The following is a 25,751-nucleotide window of genomic DNA, read 5'->3' as shown; positions in this document are numbered from 1 at the left end:
GTGATGTCTCACAGGTTCCGGTTCACCACTGCCGACATCTGGCCCAATCCCTGGTCGATGTACCGAACCCTACGAGACCACGAGGCGGTGCACCACGTCGTCCCCGCAAACCAGCCCGAGGACGACTACTACGTGCTGCCCCGGCACGCCGACGTCTGGTCGATGGCCATGCGAAGTTATCCTCTGCACAGAGACTCACCGTCAATTACAGCGACATGGAACTGATTGGGCTGCAAGATAACCCGCCGATGGTTATGCAAGACCAGCCAGTTTAGACCAAGTGCCGCAAACTGGTGTCGCGCAGATTCACCCCGCGACAAACCAACGTGGTCGAGCCAAAAGTGCGTCACTTCGTCGTCGAGCACATCGAGCAGCTGCGCGCTAAGGGCAGCGTAGACATCGTCACCGAACTTTTCAAACCACTGCCGCCGATGGTGGTGGCGCACTATTTCGGTTTCCCCGAAAAAGTCCGATCACAATTCGACGGCTGGCCCCGGCCATCGTGGCGGCCAACACGGCCGACGCCGGCGGCATCACCAACGAGCTGGACGTTGCAGGCTATGCGGTCGAGTCGATGCTAGCCTACTTCACCAGGCTGATCGAACGGCGCCGAAGCGAACCCGAAGACGACACCATCTAGCACTTGACCACGGCCGGGGCCAACACACTGTCGATGCTGGCTTGCACATTCACCGATAGCCACCGGCGGAAACAACACCGTCACTGGCATGCTCGGCGGCTAGATGCCGTTAAGGATACTGCTGAGGCTGACGTCATCCGTCCGGGGACTGATGCGCACCACACCACACGAGATGTCGCTATCGGCCACACCACTGTCTCGCCCGGTCGCAGGGTGCTAATGCGCTACGGGCAGGCCAAGCGGGATGAACGCTAATACAGCCGCCGCCAGCTAGCTGGACGTAACCTGGTGACCACCCAACATCCTGATCTTCAGCCACGGCGCACATACCTGGGCGCCAAGGTGACCCGTATGCAACGCCGAGGTTCGGCTGACCGAGCTACTGGCCCGTTACCCCGACTTCGAGGTCGACGAGTCCAGCATCGCGTGGGCTGGCGGCAAGTTACATACGACCCCTGCTGACGGTGCCGATTACCGTGCAGCCGTAATAGCGGGTCCGGTAAAAAGGCAGAGACTTGTTGGCAGCCAGAAGCACCAAGGTTGCCACCGATCAGATACTCGACCCGAGAACCTTTACCCCAGAGTGATCTGACATCGATTGGTATGAACGAGATCGACAGGGCAACAAGCTCTTTTGCGTCGACTAGCCATGCCGAGCAGGCTGCCTCGCAAGTCGCGGCGGTGGTAGGGGCTTTCGAATCGGCGTTGGCTGCCACGACACAACCTCCACTGGTAACAACTAATCGGGCTCTGCTGTCATTTTTGGCGCATAGCAAATATCTTCGGGCAAAACGTCCAGATGCTGATGGCCATCGAGTCCGGGTACGAAAAGATGTGGGCCCAGGATGTGAACACAACGCACTGTTACCACACCGGCGCCTCTCAGGCCTGGTCGAAGCTGTCACCACTGAACTTATCTTGATGCAGTGACTTCCTGGTCTGCCCGGGACAGAGAGCGAGCCACCACCGATAACCGCGCCACAACCGGAGCGACCCGCCGGGGGTTGGATGCCAAGGCCAACCCCGCCGCCAAAAGCAGAGGCACCGCGGGTGGGCTCGCCCTCCAAAACTCAGAGGAAGTCTACTCCAAAATAAGAATGCGCATAACACCCCACTCAGGGTCATGCCAGCCCGAAGTAGCGATGTACCAGGGCTCCGTGTCATCGCCCTCTAGCCACTCGGCCTGGGTGCATATGTCGACACCCGGGGTACTTTCCGACACGACAATGGCTGAACTGTGGATCTAGCTTGTGCGTCCCGCAAGATCAGATCAGGCCACCCAATAAGCTTGCATCTTAATGGATTTTTTGCGGTATGCGAAAATCCTGCCGCAGCACTTTGACGACTAACCGCGTGGTACAGGTGTCACAAGCCATCCAGCCAAAGTGATCGCTCGCATCGAACACCGCCTACCGCATGATTTCGAACAACTGGCCGCCGCCGTTCTTGCCGTCCACCCAGGTAACACCGGCTACTGCGCACCACCGTCAGGCATTCGTCATCATCGCAGCAAGTTTCGAGAAACACGGATGCAAGGGAATCCCCGATGGAGTCAGACAGAAAGTTGATCGTGGGCAATCGTGATATCGCCCATGATGACGTACCTAGTCAGAAACGGCTCAGGGAAGACGAATTGGCTACCCCGTACCCATCCCGCGCCGATGGTGTCGCCGGGCTGTACAGCTCTTACTCAATCCGACGCGTAACCGCCTTGCAGCGCAAACTCGATATACACGGTACCAGAAACCGGATTGAGATTGACCAGCGTGTAACAGCGTTGATGCCCGTCGGCGAACCACATCCGGATATCCCTATCGTGGGGACACACGGAATGCTCGACGAACATCTTGCCGTCACCGAAGCTCAACCTCAGGTAACGCGGGCCAATCTCGCGGTCAGTCCAGTCACGTTAAGTTGGTAGTCGCCAACACGCAAGAGCTTCAGCACTGCGCCCTGCTAGCCCGGCGACGGTCTAAGTTCGGTCATAGTTCTTAATATCCTTCATCGCCAACTGCTAACCTTAAGCAAGGAAGCCTAATCTAGCTTCGCATCCGCGTGCAGCGGTGCAGCAGCCAGGCCAAGGGAATCGTCAGCACCAGCGTAGCAACGATGAGGTTCAGCATCGACCCGGTGTAAACGTGGTCTTGGACCACATAAACCATCGCGAACTCCATCGTCACCAGATGGATCAGAAAAATTTCGTAAGAAATTTCGCCCAGCCACACCATCGGCCTGCTGGACAACAGCCACGAATACCATCCCAGATCACCTAGCGTTAAAGGCGCCACTGCCAACGTGGCGATCGCGGCGTAGAAGCCCACTTTTATCAACGCCTCCCCCAACGATGCCGGCGATGTGGTTGGCGCGCCCGCGATAGGCGTCGACACGATAAAATAGCAGATAATCGCCAGCGGTATGGCCCCGAATGCGTAGCAGCGCACGCCCATCACCTGCAGCACAGCCAGTATCATTCCTCCGAGGAACCAGGCCAGGTAGGTCGGCAACCACAGCCGAGCGCCGTCTGGAAACCAGTGATCGGGGTGCACCAGGATCAACCATCCCGGACTAATCAACAACATCCCCGCAAGAACAACCAACACTAACCTTGGCTGCCATCGCCGCTGACAGAGCAACACCAGCAACAGATATGCCAGCAGGGGTAGCGCCACATAGAAAGCGACCTCCACCGCAAGGCTCCACATCTGAGTGAGGCCCTGGTGCAGATACGAACCCAGGTAGCCGTCGGTGTAAATCTGCGTCAGCGTGAGGTTGCGGACCAATCCCATCCAGCTGTGTCCAGGATTCGGCCCCGCTGCGCGGAAGTGATACAGGGCGTAGGCGAACAACACGGTGATCACGTAAGCAGGCATGATGCGCCTAACCCGGTGCCACGCGTAACGGCTCACCGAAGGCGGCGGACTGCCAGTGGCGGCCGACTTCACCCACGGGCTGAATAACAAGAAGCCGGATAGCGCAAAGAAGATCGGGACGCCGATCTCCAAGCGGGCACCGACCAGGCCCCAATAGCCGTGGGTGTACTTGCCGGTGGTGTACGCCGCATGGGTGCCAACGATCAGGAGGGCGGCAACCGCGCGGATGCCGGTCAGCGACGCTACCCGATCCACATGCGAGACCTGCTTTAGTCCACTTTGGGCGTCCCTTTCCTCAGACAGCGTCATCCAGTGTGTTTTCTGCGCGGTTTGCCGCCATCACGCCCGCAGGCTCTCTCTGGTAGCCGGTCAGGCTGAAAGTCGAGCAACACACCCGAAATGTAGTTTTTATCAAATTTTTTCAGAGTGACTCGGGGTAATTTAGCCAGCATCTCCACCAGAGAGAAGTCCGGCCCAGTGGTGATGTGGCAAAAATCGCTACGATACAAACCTCCCTTGTTGGCAATGACGCCCACGATCGTCCCAGAACCAATCTTGTACCGTTTGCCCACGGCGATGCGATTTGATGCTAAGCACCTTCCTCTCTTTGGCTTTCCGTAACGATCCCTACGTTGTTCTGCACGTTGGTTTTTGGACCTTTCGGGACCTTTCAGCCGCTGAAGTGGCAATTTGGGTACCATCAGGAACACTTCCTGCAACGCCAGCGTCGCGGCGATGTCAACCATCGGGGCATTGCGCCCACGTTCGTTATCCTCGACCAACCTACGAAATAGCTCAATTCCCGGGCCGCCGAGCGCGTTGGTGATGGAATCGCTGAATTTAGCTATCCCCTGTGCATTGACATGTTCAACGGTAAGCAATTTGACCTCGGTAAATGCTTGCCTAGTAGCCTTTTCGATCGACTTGAGTAGGGGAGTCCCCCTAGGGAAACGAACAACAGCGCCTTTCCTGAGCGGCCAGCCCGACCCGTACGTCCGATCCGGTGTACATAGAACTCGGTGTCGTGCGGAATGTCGTAGCTAAGCACATGCGATATCCTTTGCACGTCCAGTCTGCACGCGGAGACATCGGTAGAAGCCAGGATATCAAAAACGCCTTCTCGCCGGGCGATGGTGGTCCGCTCGCGCTGTCCCTGCGGAATGTCGCCGTTGACAGCTGCGGCAGAGAATCCTCGAGACATAGTTTTCGACGACCTCCTCAGTCGCCTGTTTGGTGCGGACAAAGACGATCATCGCCTCGAACGGTTCGACTTCTGGGATACAGGTCAGTGAACCCATCTTACGTGGACCGAAAACTCGAATGTAGCGTTGCGAAATATTCTCGGCTGTAGCAGTGTTCGCTTCAAACGTGATTTCGAGACGATCGTGTAAATACCTTATATTTAAGTGTAAGTACTTTATATAGTGAGTTGCGGATCGCTGCCGGCATGTTCGCCGACCATAGAGCCGTCTGGTTGTATTCCGGGGTTTCGAACAGGATATGCTCAACGTCTTCGGCGAAACCCATATTGAGCATCTCGTCGTCTTCATCAAGTACCAGGTAGTCCAGTCGTGATAGGTTCAGCGTGCCGCGTTCAAGGTGGTCTATGACGCGGCTGAGTGGTGTTGACCACTACCTGCGCACCGCGTCTTAACCCGGCCCAGTTGCACGCCATACTAATGGCCTGCCGTAGTATCGGGTAGCACGTTGTTGATCTGCGGCAGATGGGCCCCGTAGCAACTGAACGCCTCAGCTACCTGCAGAGCCATCTCACGAGTAAGCACCTGAGGTGCTTTGTTGGTGATGTTGCTTGTAGACAAGGTTGGGATTGCAAAAGCCGCCGTCTTGCTGGTGCCGGACTGCGCTATATAATATATAATGGGACTTTGCTATTAGCATCAGAATCGTCACCGCGTGGATAGCTGTTTGGAGGTTCGTAGCCGACGTCGGCAAGCGCCTCACAAGACGCACGGATGGATCTGCAGATCAGCAAACGTTTGAAAGGACGCTACGGGGGGTTGTCTGGGATGACCATCGCACATGAAGTTTTAATGGTGATCGCCAACCTAGCGGAGCTGGACGCAGCGAATGCCTGGGTCGCGAGCGATCGTGTTCGTACCGTGACACGCTGCATCAGCAGTACAACTGCGAACGTTTACGACGGCAGGCGGTACCGTGCGCGATGTGTGGTCACTACCCTGTCGCAAGTCACTACTGGGCGTGGCAGCTGTCGTGTTGGTCTCCGGGACATTAACCGGCTGTAGTTCCGGGGACTCCACGGTTGCAAAGACGCCAGTGCCCCCCTCTACCACCACCGGGACCATTTCAACCATCATCTCCAGTGCACCGAGCCCGCCATTCGCAACAGCTGCCCCGCCCACCAGCAACACACCACCGGACGATCCGTGCGCGGTCAATCTTGCCTCACCCACAATCGCCAGGGTGGTCTCTGAGCTGCCCCGCGATCCGCGCAGTGCGCAGCCCTGGAATCCAGAACCATTGGCCGGTAATTACAACGAGTGCGCTCAGCTATCGGCGGTGATCATTAAGGCCAACACGAACGCGGTCAACCCCACCACCCGGGCTGTGCTGTTTCATCTTGGCCGATTCATCCCGCAAGGTGTTCCTGACACCTACGGGTTCAACGGCATTGACCCAGCGCAAACCACTGGCGACACGGTGGCGTTGACATACCCTAGCAGCATTGACGGCTTAGCCACCGCTGTGAGGTTCCATTGGAACGGCAACGCGGTAGAGCTCATCAGTAACATCGCCGGCGGCTAGCCAAGCGGCACTCCGTTACCGTCCGAACCCTCTCACCTACAGTTGTTGCTGTGTTCGTCACCGACGAGACCATCGTCTACAGTGCGTCGGATCTCGCCGCCGCATCTCGGTGCGAGTACGCTCTATTGCGGGATTTCGACGCGAGATTGGGTCGCGGCCCCGTAGTAGCCACCACCGAAGACGAATTGTTCGCACGAACCAGCGCTCTGGGCGCCGACCATGAGCAACGTCACCTTGACCAACTACGCCACGAGTTCGGGGATGCGGTTGCAGTCATTGGCCGTCCAGCATACACATACGCCGGGTTTGCCGCCGCAGCCGAGGCGACCCAGCGGGCGATCGCCAACCGTGCTCCGGCGGTGTATCAGGCGGCAATGTTCGACGGCCGCTTCGTCGGGTTCATCGACTTCCTGGTACGAGATGGCGAACAATATCGAGTCGTTGATACCAAGCTTGCACGCTCACCGAAAGTCACCGCGTTGTTACAGCTGGCCGCTTACGCTGATGCGCTGGCTCACTCGGGCGTCCCGGTAGCACCTGAGGCAGAACTGCGGCTGGGCGACGGAATGGTCGTTTCCTACCGGATCTGCGACCTTATCCCGGTCTACCGGTCTCAACGCTCTCTACTGCAGCGGCTACTCGACCGCCACTATACCGCAGGCACGGCGGTGCGTTGGCAAGACGACGAAGTGCGGTCCTGTTTTCGCTGTCCACAGTGCACCGAACAGCTGCGTGCGACCGACGATCTGCTGCTAATCGCGGGTATGCGAATAAGCCAGCGCAGCAAGCTACTTAATGTCGGCATAACTACCATAGCCGAACTGGCCGATCATTCCGGCCCGGTACCCGACTTGTCTTCTAGTGCGCTCAGCGAGTTAACTGCACAGGCCAAATTACAAGTCCAACAACGTAATACCGGTACTCCGCAATTCGAGATCGTTGACCCGCAACCGCTGGCGCTATTGCCCGATCCAGATCCCGGTGATCTGTTCTTCGACTTCGAAGGTGATCCGCTGTGGACAGTCGACGGCCAAGAATGGGGTCTAGAATACCTTTTCGGAGTCTTGGACTCCGAAATCTCCGGGACCTTTCGCCCTCTGTGGGCGCACAACCGGGTGGAAGAACGCAAGGCGCTTACTGAATTTCTGAAGATGGTGACAAAGCGCCGTAAGCAGCGACCGCATATGCACGTCTACCATTACGCACCCTACGAAAAGACTGCGCTGTTGCGACTCGCCGGACGATACGGAGTCTGCGAGGATGAAGTCGACGAGCTACTGCGCAGCGGAACGTTGGTTGACCTTTATCCTTTGGTAAGTAAGAGCATTCGCGTAGGTGCAGAATCCTTTAGCCTGAAGGCACTCGAGCCGCTGTACATGGGGAAACAACTACGCTCCGGCGATGTAACTACCGCCACAGATTCGATCACCTGCTATGGAAGGTACTGCGAATTGCTTTCCGCAGGAAATTTTGATGAGGCGGCAACCGTGCTCAAGGAGATCGAAGACTACAACCATTACGACTGCAGGTCCACTCGTGAATTACGTAACTGGCTGCTGCTGCAAGCTTATGAAGCCGGTGTCGTACCGGTTGGTGCCCAACCAGTTCCCGAAGGAAACACTGTCAAGGACGATGACGAGCTTTCGGCAATTTTGTCAGCCTTGTCGGGTTTCACTGGCGATGTAGCCGTCGGCGACCGTACACCCGAGCAAACCGCGATCGCCTTGGTGGCTGCGGCACGCGGCTACCATCGACGCGAAGACAAGCCGTTCTGGTGGGGGCACTTCGACCGACTGAACTTCCCTGTTGGCGAATGGGCAGACAACACAGACGTCTTCGTTGCCGACGACGCATCGATCATCATCGACTGGCACACGCCTCCTCGCGCTCGCAAGCCACAACGTCGGGTGCGGCTGCGCGGCAGATTGGCACGTGGCAACCTCGGCTCGGCGGTCTTTGCACTCTATGACCCTCCCGCCCCGCTAGCTATGGACGTCCATCCCGGGCGGCGAGCCGCCGGCCGGGCCGAGGTTGTCGAGGCCGACGACCTGTCGATACCGACTGAGGTGGTCATTGTCGAACGAGTAGGAAATGACGGCAACACATTCCACCAGTTGCCGTTCGCGCTGACTCCAGGACCACCAATAGCAACAACGGCCCTGCGAGATTCGATTGAGTCAACTGCCACTACACTGGCCGCCAGTTTGCCGCAACTACCCCGCACCGCGCTGATTGACATTCTTTTGCGCCGCATTCCCCGAACCCACAGTGGCGCTACGCTACCGCGCGGCACCGATACGGTCGCTGACATTACAGCTGCGGTGCTGGACCTGGATTCGTCGTACCTGGCCGTGCACGGACCACCCGGGACCGGCAAGACGCACACTGCAGCACACGTCATCACGCAATTGGTCAGCAACCACTCCTGGCGCATTGGCGTTGTCGCGCAATCGCACGCCGCGGTTGAGAACCTCTTAGACGGCGTGATAACAGCCGGCCTCGATGCGCGACAAGTCGCAAAGAAACGGCATGATCGCAGCGCTCCGCCCTGGCAGGAGATCGACGGGAACGATTACCCCACTTTCATCGCCGACCCCATGGGATGCGTGATCGGTGGTACGGCATGGGATTTCGCCAATCGCAATCGGGTTCCTCCGGGTAGTCTCGATTTGCTGGTCATCGACGAAGCCGGCCAGTTCTGCTTGGCCAACACCATAGCCGTGGCGCCCGCGGCGGCGAATCTCATGTTGCTCGGAGACCCGCAACAGCTACCACAGGTCAGTCAAGGAACTCATCCCGAACCGGTCAATACGTCCGCGTTGGATTGGCTAGTTGAGGGTCAGCGAACCCTGCCCAATGAACGCGGCTACTTTCTGGACCGCTCCTACCGGATGCATCCGGCGATCTGTGCCGCAGTCTCGACACTGTCCTACGAAGGTAAACTGCATGCCCACACCGAGTACACGGCAGCACGGCGCCTCAACGAGTATCAACCCGGCGTGCACGTTCTGGCCGTTCACCACCAAGGCAACTCGACAGAGAGCCCCGAAGAGGCCGGTGCAATCACCGCCGAGATCGAGCGGCTGCTCGGCACGCCGTGGACCGACGAACACGGCACCCGACCGTTGGACGTCTCGGACATATTGGTGCTGGCACCATATAACGCCCAGGTGGCACTGGTTCGTCAACAATTGATGTCGGCCGGGTTCAGTGGGGTCCGGGTAGGAACAGTGGACAAATTCCAGGGCGGGCAAGCCCCAGTAGTCTTCATCTCGATGACATCCTCATCTGTTGAAGTGGTGCCACGCGGAATTTCATTCTTGCTCAACAGGAATCGGCTCAACGTTGCCGTCAGTCGGGCACAATATGCGGCAGTGATCGTGCGCTCAGAGACATTGACAGAGTATCTGCCCGCTACGCCTGTTGGCCTGATTGACTTGGGCGCGTTTTTGACGCTGACGACATTCAATGGGACCGGCCGACTGGAATCTAGACTAGATAAGCCCTAGATTTGGCGGTGTCTCATCTTCCGCGAGTCAATCAAGACGGTAACCGACCGTCCACGAAATCACTTCGGCGATACGGTGAAATTGCTGCTCGCCGTTGAGGTGAGTACCTTTGTGGACCAAGATAATCGGTTCAGTTGACGTCGGTACCGAGTCGGAATCGGCGAGCAAGCTATGCCACGATTACACGGAACGTTGTGCCATCCTTCGGGCGGTGCCCAGCTGCAGGCGTCGGAACCGCACTATTGTAGATTCAATATCACATACCGATTCAGGCTCGACATCCGGCCTCGCGTCGATGTCCGGCGCGCGATGAAAGATTAACTCGACATAGTCATCATTGTCATAACCACCGTCGCCGTTGGGGAAGGGGCCGAGTCCCCCGCCGGCTACACGGCTCATCACCGAAACCGTGCCGTCGACCATGAATAGTGCGGCAATAATTCCGAACAAAGCGATGCACGCGGGCAGCAACATAGACTCCGACATTGCAGCCGAGAACGAGTAGCGCAGCCACTCGAGCAACGTTAAAGCGTTGGAGCAGCCGAACGCGTTCCCGCCGCCCGGGATCGATTGCGCTGGGCGGCAACATCAACCGACAGATTAGCGTACCCGGGTCCATCTCAAACGAAAGCCACGTCAGCGCGATCGCCAGCATCGAAAAGCCGAAACCAAAGACAGACCGCGGCTGGTACCGGTCGACGATAATGCCGGCAACTGGCGCCAGTACACCATTGGTGATCGCCGGCAGCGCGATCAGCAGCGCCACGTGGGTCGACACTGCCCGCACACCGCCTGCGCATAGAACATCAGCTGCAGCAGCGCTATCGTCGCGAACGCCATAATCGCCACCCCGACGTTGTGCAGGCTGAAGTCCCTGTAGCCGAAAATATCTAGTGGAATCAGCGACTCGCGGGTGTTGTACTGCCTGCCAGTTGACGAATGTAGCCAGAAACCCGACGCCTGCAACGAGCGGTCGCCCAGACCCACGGCACCCAATCAACAACTTGCCCCTGCTATAGTCGAAAGACGATCAAAAACGTACCCGACTCGGATAGCCCGACGCTGATCAAGTCGAACCGGTGCCCCTGGGTGGACAGCACCAGCCCCAAACCAAACCGCCATGGCCGAGCCGATAGATACCGACGGACATTAATGAAAAAATCCACTGCCAGCCCAGCACGTCGACCAGCCAACAGTCCCAACAGACTGGCGGCGCCGATAGTCGCCGCTGCACACACGTTCCTCGCGGCACCGCGACGCTACGTTGGAAAGATCCGGGTCATCGTCGACCAAGTTTGCGGGGTAAGCCTCCCCAGCACCAACATCTTGCACGATCCGTGCAGCAACCAGCATGGCAGTGCTGCCCTGCTACCAGCAACAACACCACATATCCCAACCAATAGGCACTGGTCACCCAAACCACAGCGTCATACTCGACATGCAAGTCGGCCATGATAGGCAAATCGCGCGATAGCGACGATGTTCGAGTCGAGCACGATCATGAAGAAATCGGTCACCACCGTCCACAGCGAATACCACGGGTTTGTGGAGTCGATCCGGGCCGAGGTCATCTACCCACCTCGTTCACCTCCTGATGCCGCGACACGCAGCCATGGCATGCGTCCAGGCATGGGTGGTTGTTTAGCCCCGGTACCGGGGATGCAGCTGACCGGCATCGGCAACGTCAAGTTGGCAGATCATCAATAATCCCTCATTGTTCCGGAATATCCCTCCCCGTCTGGTCGACGACCCGCATCGTCACCAACCTAAGCAATATTAATACCCAGCCCGCATTATTGCGGCTGGGCAACCCAACAAGACGCCAGCGAACTTCGAACTTGGTGCCACGTGCGCGGCCCGGCATTATTTCGGCTCTACACGGCTACGAACCAAACTAGCGTTAGCATAAAGGCACGCCATTCACAGGAGAGGCAACATGTGCACCCGACGGAACGGCCCTCAGAATAGGTTTTGGAGTAAGTCCGAGCCGGACCAAATTCCAGCCACTACAGGCGGCCAGCCCAAAGCGTCTACCCGGGCATTGGCGCAGGTTATCGAGCGTAGTGTGTGGATACAGGGCCCGGCGGCGGAAGCTTACGTGGCCCGGCTGCGACGCACACACCCAAGTGCCAGCCCAACCGAGATCGTTGCCAAGCTGGAAAAGCACTACCTGGCCGCGTTGACCGCGAGCGGTGCGGTAGTGGGCTCGGTAGCCACGTTGCCCGGGATCGGAACGTTGGCTGCAGTGTCGGCAAACGCAGGCGAAACGGTGTTCTTCCTGGAGGCGACCGCGGTCTTCGTACTGACGATCGCATCGGTGTACGGCATCCCCGCCAACCATCGGGAACGACGCCGCGCGCTGGTGTTGGCCGTGCTAGCCGGAGACGACACCAGGCTTACCATAGGTGAACTGATCGGTCCGGGCCGCACCAACGGGGGTTGGCTGTTAGAGGGCATGGCCTCACTGCCGCTGTCGACGTGGTCCCAGTTACACACACGGATGCTCAGATATGCCGCCAAACGGTGCACAGTGCGTCGCGGAGCGCTGATGTTCGGCAAAATACTCCCGATCGGTATCGGCGCCGCGGTAGGCGGCGCTGGCAACCGCGTAGTGGGCAAGAAGATTATAAGCAATACCCGCAACGCTTTCGGCACCGCGCCGTCACGCTGGCCAGCCACTCTGATCCTGCTACCGACGGTTCATAACGCTGGTTAGACGTCAACTAGGCACGAGGCCCCCTCTGTCTGGCTAATCGCAGCCGAAACGATAGCCTCTATGTGGGGACTGAGACCGTTCAAGACCGCGACGGGTGTGACGGGGTACCCCGCCAACCAAGGTGCAGAAAGTTGCAAGTGTCGCGCAATGCGCTTGCAGGACAGAAGAATTGAGGCGAACAGCGGCCGTGGCCAACATAAGTTCACCATTCGGGCAAAACGAATGGTTGGTCGAAGAGATGTACCGCAAGTTCCGCGACGACCCCTCCTCGGTCGATCCGAGCTGGCACGAATTCCTGGTTGACTACAATCCCGAATCAACCGCCGAACCGGTACTTACGGACCCTACCTCCACTGATAAACAACCCTCAGCCACGCCACAAGCAAAGCCAGCTGCGGCAGCTGACCCGGTAGCGAGCAGGGCCAAGCCCGCGACCACCCCAACAGTAGCGAACGGCACGGCAGCCGGCTCTGCCGCAGCTCCAGCCAAAACCACCACTACCCCGCCTATCGAAGGTGACGAGTTGCAGGTGCTGCGCGGTGCCGCCGCAGTGGTCGTCAAAAATATGTCCGCGTCGCTGGACGTGCCGACGGCGACCAGTGTGCGAGCCGTTCCAGCCAAGCTGATGATCGACAACCGGACCGTCATCAACAACCAGCTCAAGCGCAACCGCGGCGGGAAGATCTCCTTCACGCATTTGCTGGGCTACGCGTTAGTGCAGGCGGTCAAGAAGTTCCCGAACATCAACCGGCACTACGCGGAGATCGACGGCAAACCCATCGCAGTGACACCGGCCCACACCAATCTCGGCCTAGCGATCGACCTGCAAGGTAAAGACGGCAAGCGGTCCTTGGTGGTGGCCGGTATCAAGCGCTGCGAAGAATTGCGATTCGCACAGTTCGTCACCGCCTACGAAGATATCGTCCGCCGGGCGCGCGACGGTAAGCTGACCGCCGAAGACTTTGCCGGCGTCACGATTTCACTTACCAACCCCGGCACTATCGGCACCGTGCATTCGGTGCCGCGGCTGATGACTGGCCAGGGCGCCATCATCGGCGTGGGCGCCATGGAATACCCCGCCGAGTTTCAAGGCGCCAGCGCGGAGCGCATCGCCGAATTGGGTATCGGCAAACTGATCACCCTAACTTCAACCTACGACCACCGCATCATCCAGGGTGCGGAATCAGGTGACTTCCTGCGCACGATCCACGAAATGGTGCTCTCGGACAGCTTCTGGGACGAAATCTTTCGCGAGCTGAGCATCCCGTATCTGCCGGTGCGCTGGCGCACCGACAACCCGGACTCGATCGTCGACAAGAACGCTCGCGTCATGGAGTTGATCGCGGCCTACCGTAACCGCGGCCATCTAATGGCCGATATCGACCCGCTGCGGTTGGACAACACCCGCTTCCGCAGTCACCCTGACCTCGATTTGCTAACCCACGGCCTGACGCTGTGGGATCTGGATCGGGTATTCAAAGTCAACGGCTTTGGCGGGTGGAAATACAAGAAACTGCGTGACGTGCTGGGCTTGCTTCGCGACGCCTACTGCCGCCACATCGGCGTGGAATACACCCACATCCTCGACCCCGAACAACAGGAATGGCTGCAACAGCGGGTCGAGACCAAGAACGTCAAACCGACTGTGGCCGAACAGAAATACATCCTGAGCAAGCTCAACGCTGCCGAAGCCTTCGAAACGTTCCTGCATACTAAGTACGTCGGGCAGAAACGTTTCTCGCTAGAAGGCGCCGAAAGCGTTATCCCGATGATGGATGCGGCGATCGACCAGTGCGCCAAGCATGGCCTGGACGAAGTGGTCATCGGGATGCCACACCGCGGCCGGCTCAACGTATTGGCCAACATCGTCGGCAAGCCGTACTCACAGATCTTCACCGAATTCGAGGGCAATCTAAACCCAACACTAGCGCACAGCTCTGGTGACGTCAAATACCACCTCGGTGCTACCGGTTTGTATCTGCAGATGTTCGGCGACAACGACATTCAAGTATCGCTGACCGCCAACCCTTCACACTTGGAAGCCGTGGACCCCGTGCTCGAAGGTCTCGTCCGGGCCAAGCAGGATCTACTCAACAAGGATACCAATGGCAACCAAGATGAAGCGTTTTCGGTGGTGCCAATGATGCTGCACGGGGACGCTGCCTTCGCCGGCCAAGGAGTCGTTGCCGAAACGCTAAACTTGGCGAACCTGCCTGGTTACCGGGTCGGCGGCACCATCCACATCATCGTCAACAACCAGATCGGCTTCACTACCGCGCCGGAGTACTCCAGATCCAGCGAGTACTGCACGGATGTCGCCAAGATGATCGGCGCGCCGATCTTCCACGTCAACGGTGATGACCCGGAAGCCTGCGTGTGGGTAGCCAAGCTGGCGGTCGACTTTCGGCAGCGTTTTAAAAAGGACGTCGTTATCGACATGCTGTGCTACCGCCGGCGCGGGCACAATGAGGGCGACGATCCGTCGATGACGAACCCGTACATGTACGACGTTGTCGACACCAAGCGCGGCGCCCGTAAGAGTTACACCGAAGCCTTGATCGGCCGTGGCGACATTTCCTTGAAGGAAGCCGAGGACGCGCTGCGCGACTACCAAGGCCAGCTGGAGCGGGTGTTCAACGAGGTACGCGACCTGGAAAAGCACGGCGTGCAGCCCAGCGAGTCAGTGGAGTCTGACCAGATGATCCCTGCGGGTTTGTCCACCGCGGTGGACAAAGCACTGCTGGCCCGCATCGGCGACGCCTTCCTGGCGGTACCAGAAGGTTTCACCGTGCACCCGCGGGTGCAGCCGGTGCTCGAGAAACGCCGGGAGATGGCTTATGAAGGCAAGATCGACTGGGCTTTCGCCGAGTTGCTAGCCTTAGGGTCGCTGGTGGCGGAAGGCAAATTGGTGCGGCTGTCCGGCCAAGACACCAAGCGTGGCACCTTCTCGCAGCGGCATTCGGTGATCATCGACCGCCACACCGGCGAGGAATTCACTCCGTTACAGCTGCTGGCCAATAACCCCGACGGCAGTCCCACCGGCGGCAAGTTTCTGGTCTACAACTCGCCACTGTCGGAGTATGCCGCTGTCGGTTTCGAGTACGGCTATACGGTAGGCAACCCGGATGCCGTGGTGCTGTGGGAGGCGCAGTTCGGCGACTTCGTCAACGGCGCACAGTCAATCATCGACGAATTCATCAACTCCGGTGAGGCCAAGTGGGGACAGTTGTCGACAGTGGTGCTGCTATTGCCGCACGGGCACGAAGGGCAGGGCCCTGACCACACCTCTGGCCGCATCGAACGCTTCCTGCAGCTGTGGGCGGAGGGCTCAATGACCTTTGCGGTGCCGTCGACTCCATCTAACTACTTCCACTTGCTGCGCCGGCACGCTCTCGACGGCATTAAACGTCCACTGATCGTGTTCACGCCCAAGTCGATGTTGCGCAACAAGGCCGCAGTCAGTGATATCAAGGACTTCACCGAGATCAAGTTCCGTTCGGTGCTGGAGGAACCCACCTACGAGGACAGCATCGACGACCGCAGCAAGGTCACCAGGGTCCTGTTGACCTGCGGCAAGCTCTACTACGAGCTGGCCGCCCGCAAGATCAAGGACAACCGCGACGACGTCGCGATCGTGCGGATCGAACAGCTGGCCCCGCTGCCGCGGCGCCGGCTCGGCGAAACGCTGGACCGCTACGAGAACGCCAAAGAGTTCTTCTGGGTGCAAGAGGAGCCAGCCAATCAAGGTGCCTGGCCGCGGTTCGGCCTGGAGCTGCCCGAGCTGCTGCCCCGACTCACCGGGATCAAGAGGATTTCGCGGCGGGCCATGTCGGCGCCGTCGTCGGGTTCGTCGAAGGTGCATGCCGTCGAGCAACAGGAGATCCTCGACACCGCGTTCGGCTAAGCTCAAACGCCAGCACCAGTGTTAACCTCGAGACAAGCAAGCCGACACGAGAGAGGCTGCTAGTGGAGGGTTTCGCCGGCAAGGTTGCCGTGGTCACCGGCGCTGGTTCGGGTATCGGACAAGCCTTGGCTATCGAACTAGCCCGTTCGGGTGCCAAGCTGGCGATTAGCGATGTCGACGGCGAAGGGCTAGCACAGACCGAGGGACAGCTGAAGGCGATCGGCGCGTCGGCCAGGACCGACCGACTCGACGTGACCGAACGCGAAGCCTTCCTGACCTATGCCGACGTGGTCCACGAGAACTTCGGTAAGGTGAACCAGATCTACAACAACGCCGGCATCGCGTTCACCGGCGACGTCGAGGTCAGCCACTTCAAGGACATAGAGCGAGTGATGGACGTCGATTATTGGGGTGTTGTAAACGGCACTAAGGCGTTCCTTCCGTACTTGATCTCCTCTGGAGATGGCCATGTCATCAACATCTCGAGTGTGTTCGGCTTGTTTTCGGTACCGGGGCAGGCAGCGTACAACTCGGCTAAATTCGCCGTACGCGGCTTCACCGAGGCGCTGCGAGAAGAGATGGCGCTGGCTGGCCGGCCGGTCAATGTGACGACCGTCTACCCAGGCGGCATCAAAACCGCAATCGCGCGCAACGCCACCGCCGCCGAGGGACTCGACGTAAGCAAGATAGCCAGTCGGTTCGACACGTGGGTGGCCCATACCAGCCCGCAGCACGCCGCCCGAATCATCCTCAAAGCAGTGCGCAAAAAGAAGGCGCGGGTACTGGTCGGCCCGGACGCCAAAGTCGCGAACGTGGTGGTGCGTTTTTCGGGGGGAGCTGGCTATCAGCGGCTATTCGCGCAAGTGGCGAGCCGGCTGATCCTCAATCAACGCTAAAACTCATGTTGCCACCGGTACCACCGATGCCGAACACCATCCCGCCGATCCGGTTACGGGTTAGCTAGCGAAACCGGCCTGGATCGCCAATTTCGGGACCCTATAATCACTGCACACAACAGCCCGACACCGTAAACTGGGTGTGGCGCCTGGCGGCCGATTTGGCCGATAAGCGAATCTAGCTAATTTTGTTCTCAGCGATGGTGCAAGCCGGCACCGGGGGGCCTCCGGCGGACCGAGAGCGGGGCAGCTTCCGGTGCAGCCGGCTAACCCGACGTTAAGTGTGGACCCTAGGACCGAGTGCCCGTACCTTATCTCCTCCAGCGATGGTCAAGTCATCAGCATTTCCAAGCGTGTTCAGATTGTTTTTCGTGTTCCGGGCAGGCTACCTACACTTACAACGCGGCGAAGTTCGTGGTGCGCAGGTTCACCGAGGCGCTTCGGCAAAAGATGATTCTGACCCGGCCATCCAGGCAATGCTCGCAAAGGCTCGCAGTTGTACAGCACACGGCGTGTCGTTGTACAGACACGCGCCCTCGCGACAACTAACGGCCCATCGGGTGTTCTGCCAACCATCCGTCGGCGATCGCCTGCGAGTCCGCGCCGCGTATTACCTGGCGGCGCATCTCGATCAGGGCCGCGGTGTCCAGCACACCAGCCACTTCGTTTATGGCCAGCATTTGCCTATCCGTCAGCACGTTGCGCCGATAAAGCGGCACCACATTCTCGGCCTGGATCAGCGTGGCTTTACCGTCGGTGAGCACAATCAGGTCGGCGGGGAGGTCGGGGTTGGCGGTGGTGGTCCAGCCCGCGGTCAGCTGGCCAGCCCTCAACGCGGCGAACATAGTTGGATAATCAGGAAATTCACGCGCGGCGGGCAGCCGGCACGAGCCCACCGCCGATGGGGTGTGGGTGCCGGCAACGATCCCGACGACCAGCTCGTTACAGTGACTGAGCACCAGGCTCAAGTCACTACCACTCCAGGCCTTCGCGGTGTCCGGAGTCACGACCAGCGTGGGCTTATCTTCGGCGGCAGTGGTGTAGTCGCCGGCGGCGATGCCCTCGGGCAGTGCAGAGACCATCGCGCGGTAGACCCGAGCAGCGGAAAGCACCGCTGCTCGGGGCTGCAAGATTTGCAACACCTTGCCGGTGAATCCAGGGACGACAGTGAATCCACCCGAATCCAGCATCGCCATTGGGTCAGCACCAGTTTCACCTCGCGCCCCAAAACCGTACGACCGCAAAGCCGCGACATAGATGGCGGCTAGCAGCGTGGACTCCGAATCAGGCTTGGACCCAACGACCAACTCCGGATGACGATCACCCCTGTCAGTCGCGCAACCGCCCGCGACAAACACTCCGACTCCGGCGAGCAGCAACGCCGCCAGCCTGCCGACCCTCATCCCGCGACGTCTGACGCTTCTGTTGCCAAGGCGCCCGCTTCGCCAACGCGGAAGTTCAATAGGCTCGGAACAATCCGGTCGAGAGTGAAGTCGTCGCTGGCAACACAGAAAATCGCCTCGACAGCGGCCACCATCATCTTTTCGGTGATCCGACTCGTTTCGGCGTCCAGCGCTCCGCAAAAGACACCAGGAAACACAAGCACGCTGTTGATCTGGCTGCAGAAGTCACTACGCCCGATAGCCACCACTGCCACGTATTTGGCAGCAACGCCGGGATGTATTTCCGGGTCCGGATCGGACAGCACGAACACGATCCCGTCAGGTGCCATCATGACAAGCAATTCTTCGAGGGACCAAGACCGCCTACACCCCAAAGAACACAGCAACGCCAGCGAGCACCTCGGCCATGTCGCCGGTGAGACCGCCGGAGTTGGTACATCGCGCCAAATCAAACTAACTTCACGCAGTTCATGTCGTCGCACCCGGTATGCAGAATGCCAAGCGAATCGCGCACAGTAGTGTCTGAAACACCGATGGTAAGAAAAAGATTCGTGGAAGTAGCCCCTGCGGTACCGGCGCCGGACACCTACCACATTCAGCGAAGACATGCCGCGGCCGAGTAATATGATAGCAACCATCGGTGCAACAAGCACGACGATCGCCGTACCATTCTGGTCGTCATACATAACCGGGCAATCCAGCATCCCGACAACCCACCGTTCGATCTCGAAGCAGCGCAGTGCGAAGAATGTCCTCGAGGTTGACGGTGTCGAACGTCGAGCACAGCCTCACCAGGGGTTTTTACGACCTCGCCGAGATCCCTGGTATCCAGCACGATCGAGATCGCGTTACGCCCGCGACATATCTTGAACAGCACGCACTTGCCCTCCATCATCAGCAACAACGCCGCGGGTCCGATATCACTCGAACCCGATTACAGCGCTTCCATCGCTTACGACGGAACCGGTTCACCCACGTATAACAGACAGCCAGGGCGCGATTCGCGGCGATCGCATGACTTACCTGCGCCACGCCTGGAGTGTAGGGGACCGAGAACGCGCGTTGAGCATCCAACGGAGTCTTCAGCGCAACGGAAAACTTCTCACCTACGTGAGCCCGAAAGATATCGTCGTCGATGACAATCTGTAGCGGCTGGTCGATTTTTAGCACAGGGTCGAGAGTACTGCAAGTCTAGGCAGACGAAACGCCGAATGTCCTGTCGAGCACAGACGATACCCTTTGGACCTGCCCTATTGTTCGATTTAGCCGGCTGAGAGGTTCGCCATGGTGTATCTGATTGCGGCACAAGACTTGTTGACGGCGGTAGCAACGGGTTTGGAGACTATCGGCACAACACTGGTCGTGAACAATGGGGCAGCCGGTGACCCCGCCCACGAAGCTGTTGGCCGCGGACGCTGATGAGGTGTTGGCGGCGATCACGTCGCTGTTTTCTTCGAACGCCCAGGCCCATCAAGTATTTAGCACACAGGCGGCAGCGTTTCAGCAGCAGTTTATGCGGAGGTTGAGCTCCGCCGGAGTGTCGTATGCTGCTACAGCAGACGCTGGACCTGGTCAATGCACCCACCCAGCTGCTGGGATTCCTGCTGATCGCCAACGGTGCCAATGGCCGTCCGGGGTAAAACGGCGGAGACGGCGTCGATGGCAGCGATGATTTATGGCAACGGCGGCGTCGATGGCAACACAGGAACTGCTTGGCATTAGCGGAAATGGTAAACACCAGCGGGGCAGGCGCTGCCTGGCCTGACGCCGGCGGTGTCAATCTAAAACCCGATTCCACCAGCCAGGCCGGCCATCAGCACCGTCGGTGCATGCAATCCCGCGGTAGCGGGGGCAATGGCGGCACCGACAGTAACGACTGTCTCACCCCGGGTGACACCGGGGAACCTGGCGGCTTCGGCTTTGCAGGTAACGGCGGCGCGGGCTGCCTTAGCGGACTCGGCTCCTTGTTTATCGGCAACGACGGCCTGAGAGACGGAACCGGGGAACGCCGAGAACCTCCGGTAGTCTCGGCCACGACGGGTGACAGACGTCTAGCGCGGAACCGCCCCTAAATCAGACCGAGCTGCTTGACCGCCATACGCTCGTCGGCCAGCTCTGCGGTCGACTTGTCGATCCGCCCGCGGGAGAAGTCATCGATCCCCAAGCCCCTGACGATCGTCCAGTCTCCATCCGTGGTGGTTACAGGGAACGAAGAGATCAGGCCCTCCGGCACACCGTACGAACCATCGGATACCACCGCCATCGAAACCCAGTTGCCCTCAGGGGTGCCCAGCAGCCAGTCCCGGGCGGCATCAATGGTCGCCGATGCTGCCGAAGCGGCTGACGAAGCGCCGCGTGCATCGATGATCGCAGCACCGCGCTTGGCGACGGTCGGGATAAAGTAGTCCTCGATCCAAGCTTGGTCCCCCACGACCTCGGCCGCGTTCTTACCGCCGATCTCAGCGTGGAAAACGTCGGGGTATTGGGTGGCCGAGTGGTTGCCCCAGATCGTCATCTTCCTGATGTCGGTGACTGCGGAGCCGGTCTTCGTGGCTAGCTGCGCAATAGCCCGGTTGTGGTCCAGACGGGTAAGTGCCGAGAACCGCTCGCGGGGGATGTCGGGCGCGTTGGTCATCGCGATCAGCGCGTTGGTGTTGGCCGGATTGCCAGTCACACCGACACGGATGTCAGCGGCGGCGACGGCGTTGAGGGCCTTGCCCTGCGCAGTGAATATCGCGCCGTTAGCCTCCAATAAATCGCCACGTTCCATGCCCGGCCCGCGCGGCCGGGCACCGACAAGCAGGGCCAGGTTGACACCGTCGAAGACCTTGTTCGGATCCGCGCCTATCTCGACGCCCGCCAACAGCAGGAACGCGCAGTCATCAAGTTCCATCACGACACCCTCGAGCGCCTTGAGCGCGGGCTCAATCTCAAGCAGACGCAACTCAATCGGGCGGTCAAGCCCCAGCAGTGAGCCGCTCGCCAAGCGGAACAGCAGGCTATAACCGATCTGACCGGCAGCGCCGGTTACGGCGACCTTGAGGGGACGTGGGCTCACTTCGATTACTCCTTATCGGAGAGAGGTTCGGCTCGAGCTATCGGTACGAGTTTCAAGCTTGGATGGAAACTAGCGCATCCTTACCGACCCGAGATTTTCGGTCCAGCAGTTCTACTTCCCTCTGGGACCCATTCCAACACTCAATCAGTCCTCCACTGTTCTGGCCAAAACGCGTACCATAAAACACCACCTAATAACACCTGTGCCGCGATGGGGGTTGAGATGTTCCCGGGGTTTGACCCGTTACCTGAAGCGCTGAGGCCGGTCACGAAGCCCCGACTGTACACGCCTCACGTACATCCCATTTTCCCCCCGCTCACCGAGCCCTTGGTCGACTGCGGCGTCTATGTCGGAGGCCATCGGCTACCCGACAAATACACAACGTACACCGCCGCGCTGAGCAGGGTGCGCGAGATCGAACTGATGGGGAACGAGGGATTCGTCTGGATCGGGTTACACGAGCCTGAAGCAAGCCACATGCATAACGTCGCCGACGTTTTCGGGCTACACCCCTTGGCAGTCGAGGACGCCGTGCACGCCCATCAGCGGCCCAAGTTGGAACGCTACGACGACACGTTGTTTCTGGTCCTCAAGACCGTCAATTATGTACCGCACGAATCGGTGGTGCTGGCCCGCCAGATCGTCGAAACCGGCGAGGTGATGATCTTCGTCGGCAAGAATTTCGTGGTCACGGTCCGCCACGGCGAGCATGGTGAGCTGTCCGAGGTGCGTAAGCGAATGGATACCGACCCCGAGCATCTGCGGCTGGGCTCGTACGCTGTGATGCATGCCATCTCGGACTACGTGGTAGACCGCTATTTAGCGGTGACCAATCTGATGGAAGGCGATATCGACGCCATCGAGGAAGTGGCGTTTGCTCCCGGCCGCAAGCTCAACGTCGAGCCGATTTACCTACTCAAGCGCGAGGTCATCGAACTTCGCCGCTGTGTTGCCCCGCTCTCCGCCGCACTCCAGCGAATGCAAACGGATAACAAAGACTTAATCTCCAAAGAATTGCGCCGCTACCTGCGTGACGTAGCTGACCACCAGACCGAGGCCGCAGATCAAATAGCCAGCTATGACGACATGCTCAATTCACTAGTACAGGCCGCATTGGCTCGTGTCGGGATGCAGCAGAACAACGATATGCGCAAGATGGCGGCCTGGGCCGGCATCGTGGCGATGCCCACTATGGTCGCCGCCATCTACGGTATGAACTTCCGTTTCATGCCCGAGCTGAACTGGACGTGGAGTTACCCGCTGGTAATGGCCGGAATGACCATTGTCTGCCTGGTTCTTTACTGGCAATTCCGAAACAGGAACTGGCTGTAGCCTGGCAACAATGCGTGCCGCAGCTGCCCGCCGTCAGTGAAATTGTGCAATACGGCGATTCGGATCCAGCACGTCGTCTGCCATCCTGCCGCATAGCTTGAGCACCAAGAGTTTCCTTGAGCCACAACCAGGATTCCTCAGTCGCTGTGACAGGAGTCACCGATAGAAAAAGTACTAGACCCCGAAGAGGCTGCATCGGCAGCTCAGGAATACTACTGCGACCTAACAACACCACGATTAAACAGCAAACGCCCCGATGGTTTTGCCCACAGCAGCGATCTGAGGTTGATCAGAGCGTCCTCGACCAGCACCACACCGTCGACCGCCAGGTGCGTACCAGTCCGGTGATCGGCCCGAGATCACGCAGGGACAGAACAACTTCAACACGTGGGCTACGCAATTGGTCAGCTGGAATCTCGGTCGGATCATTCATCGAATAACGCGAGCACCCCAATCACACTTAGTATAGCAATCCGTCTGCTCCAGAACGTAATCGCAACATCTCGATAGATTCGGTACCCAGGAACGTCACGCTCACGGAATCGGACTCAATGAGTATATCTAGGGTACCTACCTCAGTGAACATGCTGCACAGGTATGCACGTACTTGTGCCAGAGTCCTGTGTCACTACGCATCAGTCGGTGCAGAAACAGTCAGATTCACCCCAGAGTCAGCGTCGAAAACAGCTATTTTTGCTGTGCCGAAAGCCAACTCAATCGACTCTCCTATGGCCATTTTTGATTCAGCGGAAACTCTTGCCACAAACTGATTTTCACGTACTTCCAACTCGGAAGCTAACTCGTCCAACTGGGCTGAATACACATCACAACCAGTCGTAGTAAAATAGATGTATTTGTCGGCCCCCAGTGATTCGACCAAGTCAACCTTCACCTTAAAAGTTAACACCGTGCCGTGTTGATGTGCGTCGATCAACTTAGCATCGGTCAGATGCTCGGGTCGCACCCCGACAATAACCCTGTCCGGCACCGGGTGCTGTCCGATCATCGCCTGGACGTCCCGCGACAAGTTCAGTTCCCCCAAGGGCAGGGTCAGTCCGTTCGGTGTCAACTTGGCAGGGAAGAAATTCATCACCGGCGAACCGATAAACCCCGCGACGAAGAGATTGACCGGACGTTCATAAAGCTCATCGGGCGTACCGATCTGCTGTACAACACCAGAGCGCATGACCACCACGCGATCCCCTAGCGTCATGGCTTCAGTTTGATCGTGGGTGACATAAACGGTGGTGGCACCCAACCTGCGCTGCAGCCGGGCGATTTCACCACGCGTCCGCACCCGTAGTTTAGCATCCAGGTTGGACAACGGCTCGTCCATCAAGAATGCCTTGGGGTGACGAACAATTGCCCGGCCCATCGCGACCCGTTGTCGTTGCCCGCCAGACAACTGCGAGGGCTTACGGTCCAAAAGATCGGTCAAATCAAGGATTTGAGCAGTCTCGGAAACCTTCTGCGCTATCTCCGCTTTCTTCACCTTGGCCAGCATCAGCGGGAACGCGATATTCTGTCGCACGGTCATATGCGGGTAAAGCGCGTAAGACTGGAACACCATCGCGATATCACGATCCTTGGGCGCCTTCTCGTTGACCCGATCGCCGTCGATTCTTAGCTCACCCGAAGAAATATCCTCAAGTCCAGCAATCATATTCAGAGTCGTGGTCTTGCCGCAGCCTGAAGGCCCTATCAGGATGAGGAATTCCCCGTCGGCGACGGTGATGGAAAGGTCATGCACCGCCGTCGCACCGTTCGGGTAATTCTTGTTGACGTGCTCCAGCACAATCTCGGCCATCGAGCTATCCCTTCACAGCACCAGAAGTTAACCCGGCAACAATTCGTCGCTGGAAAATCCAAACAAAGACGATGATCGGCGCTGTAATCACAATTGCCCCAGCCGCAATCGAGCCGGTCGGCTCCTCGAACTGTGAACTGCCAGTAAAGTTTGTGATTGCAACCGGGGCTGTTATCGCCGCCTTAGTGGAGGTCAACGACAATGCTAGCAGCAGATCATTCCAAGCGAAGATGAACACCAGAATCGCCGCGGTGACCAAGCCCGGTGCCGCCAGCGGGACAATCACCTTACGGAAAGCCTGACCCGACGTGGCGCCATCCATCTTGGCGGCTTTCTCTAAATCCCAAGGAATTTCGGCGAAGAATGCTGACAAGGTATAGATAGCAAGCGGCAACGCGAAAGTGATGTAGGGCAAAATCAGCCCAGCCCACGTATCGAACAGACCGACCCGGCGTTCGATGTTGAACAACGGCGTCACCAACGAAATCGCTGGGAACATAGTGACCAGCAGGGTGGTACCAACAAGTAACCGCTTGCCGGGGAAAGCCAGCCGGGCAATCGCGTAGGCTGCCATCGCACCGAACATCACCGCTATCACGGTGGTAGTCAATCCGATCCCGATGGAGTTGATCAGCGCCGAGCTGAAAAGATCGCTTCGAAAGATGCCGCGATAGTTGTCGAAAGTCACTAACGACGGAATCAGCTTGCCGTCCTTGACCGTTGACGCTGGTTTGAGTGACAGGCTGAGAATCCACAGCACTGGCAATAACGCATATCCCACCACGAAGGTGTCGATGATTACCCAAATCGTGGCGCGCCGCGCACCCACCCG

17 protein-coding genes and 7 pseudogenes are annotated in these 25,751 nt (G+C 58.7%); 12 read left to right on the top strand and 12 right to left on the bottom strand.

What is annotated here, in order from left to right; genetic code table 11:
- Positions 1 to 3: 3 nt before the first annotated feature.
- The 3 genes and pseudogenes from ML_RS05465 (at position 4) to ML_RS18790 (ending at position 1,562) form a co-directional block, all read left to right on the top strand.
- Positions 4 to 1,128, top strand: a pseudogene (locus tag ML_RS05465) (cytochrome P450 family protein).
- 115 nt (positions 1,129 to 1,243) lie between these two features.
- Positions 1,244 to 1,405: pseudogene (locus ML_RS18795) on the top strand (PPE domain-containing protein); the annotation flags it as partial.
- Positions 1,383 to 1,562 carry a PPE domain-containing protein gene (locus ML_RS18790; protein WP_368730471.1) on the top strand — a complete coding sequence of 60 codons (180 nt, stop codon included), beginning with the start codon at positions 1,383 to 1,385 and terminating at the stop codon, positions 1,560 to 1,562. The pseudogene ML_RS18795 and the gene ML_RS18790, both read left to right, overlap by 23 nt.
- 348 nt (positions 1,563 to 1,910) lie before the next feature.
- On the opposite strand, the pseudogene ML_RS18785 reads toward ML_RS18790, so the two are convergent.
- The 3 genes and pseudogenes from ML_RS18785 to ML_RS05445 form a co-directional block, all read right to left on the bottom strand.
- A pseudogene (locus ML_RS18785) lies at positions 1,911 to 2,587 on the bottom strand (siderophore-interacting protein).
- Between the two features lie 92 nt (positions 2,588 to 2,679).
- The gene (locus ML_RS05450) at positions 2,680 to 3,819 is read right to left on the bottom strand and encodes an acyltransferase family protein (protein WP_010908130.1); all 1,140 of its coding nucleotides are present in this window, start codon (positions 3,817 to 3,819) and stop codon (positions 2,680 to 2,682) included.
- Positions 3,816 to 5,552, bottom strand: a pseudogene (locus tag ML_RS05445) (DEAD/DEAH box helicase). The gene ML_RS05450 and the pseudogene ML_RS05445 overlap by 4 nt, the downstream one beginning before the upstream one ends.
- 133 nt (positions 5,553 to 5,685) lie before the next feature.
- Between ML_RS05445 and ML_RS05440 the strand changes: the two are divergent.
- Both ML_RS05440 and ML_RS05435 read left to right on the top strand, forming a co-directional pair.
- Positions 5,686 to 6,294, top strand: coding sequence for an LppP/LprE family lipoprotein (locus ML_RS05440; protein WP_010908129.1), 609 nt, complete (start codon positions 5,686 to 5,688; stop codon positions 6,292 to 6,294).
- Between the two features lie 50 nt (positions 6,295 to 6,344).
- Positions 6,345 to 9,803 (top strand): TM0106 family RecB-like putative nuclease, encoded by a 3,459-nt coding sequence (locus tag ML_RS05435; RefSeq protein ID WP_010908128.1) that lies wholly within the window; start codon positions 6,345 to 6,347, stop codon positions 9,801 to 9,803.
- Between the two features lie 180 nt (positions 9,804 to 9,983).
- On the opposite strand, the gene ML_RS05430 is transcribed toward ML_RS05435, so the two are convergent.
- The 3 genes from ML_RS05430 to ML_RS05420 form a co-directional block, all read right to left on the bottom strand.
- Positions 9,984 to 10,325 (bottom strand): hypothetical protein, encoded by a 342-nt coding sequence (locus ML_RS05430; RefSeq protein ID WP_145985179.1) that lies wholly within the window; start codon positions 10,323 to 10,325, stop codon positions 9,984 to 9,986.
- A 231-nt stretch (positions 10,326 to 10,556) separates the two neighbouring features.
- Positions 10,557 to 10,790, bottom strand: a complete 234-nt coding sequence (locus ML_RS05425; protein ID WP_049769725.1) for a hypothetical protein — start codon at positions 10,788 to 10,790, stop codon at positions 10,557 to 10,559.
- Between the two features lie 26 nt (positions 10,791 to 10,816).
- Positions 10,817 to 11,041, bottom strand: coding sequence for a hypothetical protein (locus ML_RS05420; protein WP_049769724.1), 225 nt, complete (start codon positions 11,039 to 11,041; stop codon positions 10,817 to 10,819).
- Between the two features lie 241 nt (positions 11,042 to 11,282).
- On the opposite strand from ML_RS05420, the gene ML_RS05415 reads away from it, so the two are divergent.
- The 4 genes from ML_RS05415 (at position 11,283) to ML_RS05400 (ending at position 17,319) form a co-directional block, all read left to right on the top strand.
- A complete protein-coding gene (locus ML_RS05415; RefSeq protein WP_049769723.1) occupies positions 11,283 to 11,510 on the top strand; it encodes a hypothetical protein in 228 nt (75 codons plus the stop codon).
- Positions 11,511 to 11,739: 229 nt separating this feature from the next.
- Positions 11,740 to 12,519: a hypothetical protein gene (locus tag ML_RS05410; RefSeq protein WP_197492538.1), complete on the top strand. Its 780-nt coding sequence runs from the start codon at positions 11,740 to 11,742 to the stop codon at positions 12,517 to 12,519.
- Between the two features lie 187 nt (positions 12,520 to 12,706).
- Positions 12,707 to 16,423: a multifunctional oxoglutarate decarboxylase/oxoglutarate dehydrogenase thiamine pyrophosphate-binding subunit/dihydrolipoyllysine-residue succinyltransferase subunit gene (locus tag ML_RS05405; RefSeq protein ID WP_010908126.1), complete on the top strand. Its 3,717-nt coding sequence runs from the start codon at positions 12,707 to 12,709 to the stop codon at positions 16,421 to 16,423.
- Positions 16,424 to 16,485: 62 nt separating this feature from the next.
- On the top strand, positions 16,486 to 17,319 hold the full coding sequence (locus ML_RS05400; RefSeq protein WP_010908125.1) for an SDR family NAD(P)-dependent oxidoreductase: 834 nt from the start codon (positions 16,486 to 16,488) through the stop codon (positions 17,317 to 17,319).
- Positions 17,320 to 17,864: 545 nt separating this feature from the next.
- On the opposite strand, the gene ML_RS05395 is transcribed toward ML_RS05400, so the two are convergent.
- The gene (locus ML_RS05395) at positions 17,865 to 18,722 is read right to left on the bottom strand and encodes a lipoprotein (protein WP_010908124.1); all 858 of its coding nucleotides are present in this window, start codon (positions 18,720 to 18,722) and stop codon (positions 17,865 to 17,867) included.
- Positions 18,719 to 19,883, bottom strand: a pseudogene (locus tag ML_RS05390) (NAD(P)-dependent malic enzyme). The gene ML_RS05395 and the pseudogene ML_RS05390 overlap by 4 nt, the downstream one beginning before the upstream one ends.
- A 123-nt stretch (positions 19,884 to 20,006) precedes the next feature.
- Between ML_RS05390 and ML_RS17310 the strand changes: the two are divergent.
- Together ML_RS17310 and ML_RS15615 are read left to right on the top strand one after the other, a co-directional pair.
- Positions 20,007 to 20,141 carry a hypothetical protein gene (locus ML_RS17310; protein WP_269147095.1) on the top strand — a complete coding sequence of 45 codons (135 nt, stop codon included), beginning with the start codon at positions 20,007 to 20,009 and terminating at the stop codon, positions 20,139 to 20,141.
- Positions 20,092 to 20,220: pseudogene (locus ML_RS15615) on the top strand (PE family protein); the annotation flags it as partial. The gene ML_RS17310 and the pseudogene ML_RS15615, both read left to right, overlap by 50 nt.
- A 570-nt stretch (positions 20,221 to 20,790) precedes the next feature.
- On the opposite strand, the gene ML_RS05380 reads toward ML_RS15615, so the two are convergent.
- Entirely contained in the window at positions 20,791 to 21,780 is a 990-nt protein-coding gene (locus ML_RS05380) for a malate dehydrogenase (RefSeq protein ID WP_010908123.1), read from the bottom strand.
- A gap of 222 nt (positions 21,781 to 22,002) precedes the next feature.
- On the opposite strand from ML_RS05380, the gene corA reads away from it, so the two are divergent.
- Positions 22,003 to 23,112, top strand: a complete 1,110-nt coding sequence (gene corA, locus ML_RS05375) for a magnesium/cobalt transporter CorA (RefSeq protein WP_010908122.1) — start codon at positions 22,003 to 22,005, stop codon at positions 23,110 to 23,112.
- A gap of 33 nt (positions 23,113 to 23,145) precedes the next feature.
- On the opposite strand, the pseudogene ML_RS15610 reads toward corA, so the two are convergent.
- The 3 genes and pseudogenes from ML_RS15610 to ML_RS05365 all read right to left on the bottom strand — a co-directional run bounded on the left by ML_RS15610 (position 23,146) and on the right by ML_RS05365 (position 25,748).
- Positions 23,146 to 23,698: pseudogene (locus tag ML_RS15610) on the bottom strand (suppressor of fused domain protein).
- Positions 23,699 to 23,740: 42 nt separating this feature from the next.
- Positions 23,741 to 24,919, bottom strand: a complete 1,179-nt coding sequence (locus tag ML_RS05370) for an ABC transporter ATP-binding protein (RefSeq protein WP_010908121.1) — start codon at positions 24,917 to 24,919, stop codon at positions 23,741 to 23,743.
- 4 nt (positions 24,920 to 24,923) lie between these two features.
- Entirely contained in the window at positions 24,924 to 25,748 is an 825-nt protein-coding gene (locus ML_RS05365) for a carbohydrate ABC transporter permease (protein WP_162618319.1), read from the bottom strand.
- Positions 25,749 to 25,751: the final 3 nt, after the last annotated feature.

It is taken from the genome of Mycobacterium leprae TN (assembly GCF_000195855.1).
Lineage (GTDB): Bacteria > Actinomycetota > Actinomycetes > Mycobacteriales > Mycobacteriaceae > Mycobacterium > Mycobacterium leprae.
Note: the sequence above shows the minus strand (reverse complement) of the source record. Positions and strands in the feature narration are given on the sequence as shown.

Excerpts from the sequence above, each read along its gene's own strand:
- ML_RS05450 (WP_010908130.1), bottom strand. The coding sequence starts at position 3,819 with ATGACGCTGTCTGAGGAAAGGGACGCCCAAAGTGGACTAAAGCAGGTC.
- ML_RS05415 (WP_049769723.1), top strand. The coding sequence starts at position 11,283 with ATGTTCGAGTCGAGCACGATCATGAAGAAATCGGTCACCACCGTCCAC.
- ML_RS05410 (WP_197492538.1), top strand. The coding sequence starts at position 11,740 with ATGTGCACCCGACGGAACGGCCCTCAGAATAGGTTTTGGAGTAAGTCC.
- ML_RS05395 (WP_010908124.1), bottom strand. The coding sequence starts at position 18,722 with ATGAGGGTCGGCAGGCTGGCGGCGTTGCTGCTCGCCGGAGTCGGAGTG.
- ML_RS17310 (WP_269147095.1), top strand. The coding sequence starts at position 20,007 with ATGGTGTATCTGATTGCGGCACAAGACTTGTTGACGGCGGTAGCAACG.
- corA (WP_010908122.1), top strand. The coding sequence starts at position 22,003 with ATGTTCCCGGGGTTTGACCCGTTACCTGAAGCGCTGAGGCCGGTCACG.
- ML_RS05370 (WP_010908121.1), bottom strand. The coding sequence starts at position 24,919 with ATGGCCGAGATTGTGCTGGAGCACGTCAACAAGAATTACCCGAACGGT.